This is a genomic window from Chamaesiphon sp. VAR_69_metabat_338 (assembly GCF_031423935.1).
GTDB lineage: Bacteria > Cyanobacteriota > Cyanobacteriia > Cyanobacteriales > Chamaesiphonaceae > Chamaesiphon.
This window is the reverse complement of sequence record NZ_JANPGM010000717.1, coordinates 1-2896: the sequence shown is the minus strand read 5'-3', so window position 1 is coordinate 2896 and position 2896 is coordinate 1. Positions and strand designations below refer to the sequence as shown.

Sequence of the window (2896 nt, the reverse complement as noted above, 5' to 3'; positions counted from 1 at the left end):
TCGCACCCGAGCTGTTCTTACTTGCTGCGATCGCTGGCGGCTGTTGTACTATTTGTATCCAGGCGATCGACAATTTATACATGCCAGTTGCCCAGCGCGCCCAAGTAAACGCTGCCCAGATTCCCGCTCGCATGATACTTCAGGGCTGTGTCGGGAGTTTATTGCTAGGAATTATCTTTTATCCATTTGCACGGGTAGATCCACGACCGTTCGGGTTTATAGTTGCTGGCTTTTATCTAATTGGCATCGTGAGTCCGATCCTCACAAAATCGATCGTCCTGCTAGGTTCCAAGTTACTCGATCGCCCCTAAATCGATATCGATCTTCCTGAGTTCGAGATCGTCACAACCGACTGGTGCTGAATTGACATAATCCTTATATTTTTATCGATCGATACATATGGTACAAAATTATTTGTGGCTAAAACTAACGGCAATTGCACTAACTATACCTTCGATCCAAACGATTGCTGTCGTTCGAGCTTCAGCTAACCCGATCTCGATCGTCCAAGTGACTAGTCGCGATCGACAAATAGCTCCGAGCGTCCAAACTAACTCATTAAAAGCCGAAGAATATTATCGATCGGCAGAACAAAAATATAAGAAGCAAGATTATCGAGGAGCTTTGGCCGATATCAATCGTGCGTTGCAAGTCAAGCCGGATTTTGCTGATGCACATCGCAGACGTGGCGTGCTCAAAGCCGAGCGGTTTCAGGATATACCAGGCGGACTAGCTGATATCAATCGAGCGATTCAGCTCGACCCTAAAAATGCCAAAGCTTGTTTCAATCGAGGTGTAATTAGAGCTATGCAAAAAGACTATCGGAGCGCGCTAGTTGATTTCGATCGCGCGATTCAACTCAAACCCAATCTCGCTGATGCTTATGACAATCGCGGAGTGGTTAAAGCTATCCAGCAAGATTACCGCAGCGCATTAGCTGATTTCAATCGGGCGATTCAAATCCAGCCAGATTTCAGTCGTCCTTATTATAATCGCGGTTTTTTGAAGCAAAACAACCTCCAAGATCCCAAAGGAGCCGTCACTGACTACGATCGCGCCATTCAATTTGACCCCAATTTTGTAGATGCTTATGTCAAGCGCGGCACTGTGAAGGCGGAAAATCTCCAAGATTTTAAGGGTGCATTGGCTGACTTCAATCGATCGATCCAACTCAATCCAAACTATCCGCTTGCTTATACCAATCGTGGCTTTCTGAAACAGATTGGTATTCAAGATCCCAAAGGAGCAATGGCTGACTATAATCGGGCAATTCAACTCGCTCCTAAAGATGCAATTACCTATCGAAATCGCGGGGCACTTAAAGTGAGCAAATTCCAGGATGTTCCAGGTGGGATGGCTGATTTTAATCGGGCGATCCAATTCGATCCTAATGAGGCACTGAGCTATAAAAATCGTGCCTTTGTAAAATATGAGATACTCAACGATCGATCTGGGGGCATTGCTGACATGGAGAAAGCGGCTAAACTACTTCAACAACAAGGCAATCGGCAAGGTGCTGGAGAGCTAAAGTCGGTACTTAAAAAGTGGCAAAAGGCAAAAAATACATCACCGATTATTTAACTCGCGTATATCGCTAGATCGCTCGGAGGCAGGGGGAATACTGATAATATCGAGATGATATTCAGTCTACCTAGCATCGATCGCCAGATCGATTACTTCTTCTATGCTCCGACCCCGATTAACAGCAGCCTGGAAAGCTCTGACTCAACGCAAATCCCTTCAACTGGTGACAATTGTGGGGATCGGGTTGGGAGTGGCGGGACTGGTAATTGGTGCCAAACAGTTGGGGTGGTGGGAGACAGGCGAGCTGGCGGCATACGATCGCAGCGTGCGGTGGCGACCCGCTTTGCCCAGAGATCCGCGCCTGCTCGTCGTGGCAATTAGCGAAGAAGATCTCAACCTCCAAAAAACATGGCCGCTACCGGATCGGACGATCGCTAGAGCGATTCAAAAACTCACGGATGCCAAAGCCAAAGTCATTGGCTTAGATGTGTTTCGCCCCAATCCCGTCCAGCCTGGAGCTGCCGAATTAGCCAAAATTTGGGACAGCAACGATCTGATTATTCCTGGCTGCCACCATCGCAATTTCAAAAATCCGGGGATTGGTGGGCCGCCAGGGATTCCCGCCGAACAACTGGGGTTTGTGGATCTGGTGGTCGATCGCGATGGCATCGTCCGGCGGGCGTTATTATTTATGGCTCGCGATCCTAAATCGCCATGTACGAGTGAAACTAGTTTCGCGCTGCAACTGGCACAAGAGTATCTAATCCGCAAACATCAGCTTGAAGGTAAGTTTGATTCAAACAATCAATTTAGCCTTGCTACAGCTCATTTTCCCTCTATTTCCAGCACGGATGGCGGGTACCAAACTGCCGAATCTGGCGGTTATCAGATCTTACTCAACTATCGATCGCCCAGTAGTGCGGCAACTACCAATAAACTGGGCGTAGCGAAGATCGTTACCATCTCCGATCTCCTCAATAATCGCGTCGATCCAAAATTAATTAAAGATCGGATCGTGTTAATCGGTTCGACTGCCAGTTCGCTTAAAGATGAATTTCTCACCCCCTATAGTGCTGGCAAAGCTGAAGATGCCACGATGCCAGGGGTGTTGGTACACGCCCAAATTGTCAGTCAAATTCTCAGTACCGTCCTCGATAAACAACCGCTGTGGTGGTTTCTGCCCGATTGGGTAGAAGGGGTGTGGATTGCTGGCTGGTGTCTGACAGGAAGTGGCTTGGCTTGGTACATTCGCCATCCGCTCAAATTGGTCGGCGCACTTGGTGGCACGATCGTTTTACTCATCGGTGGATTTGCGATCGCTTTTACCCATGCGGGCTGGATTCCCCTGGTGAGTCCGGTTGTCGGCTTAATT

The 2896-nt window shown here is 48.2% G+C and carries 3 protein-coding genes; all 3 read left to right on the top strand.

Features of this window, described 5'->3' with window-relative positions; genetic code table 11:
* The coding region (locus RMO84_RS20075) for a hypothetical protein (protein ID WP_310490209.1) at positions 1-311 on the top strand (311 nt) is incomplete at its 5' end.
* Positions 312-399: 88 nt separating this feature from the next.
* Entirely contained in the window at positions 400-1581 is a 1182-nt protein-coding gene (locus RMO84_RS20070; protein WP_310490208.1) for a tetratricopeptide repeat protein, read from the top strand.
* 103 nt (positions 1582-1684) lie between these two features.
* The coding region (locus RMO84_RS20065; protein WP_310490207.1) for a CHASE2 domain-containing protein at positions 1685-2896 on the top strand (1212 nt) is incomplete at its 3' end.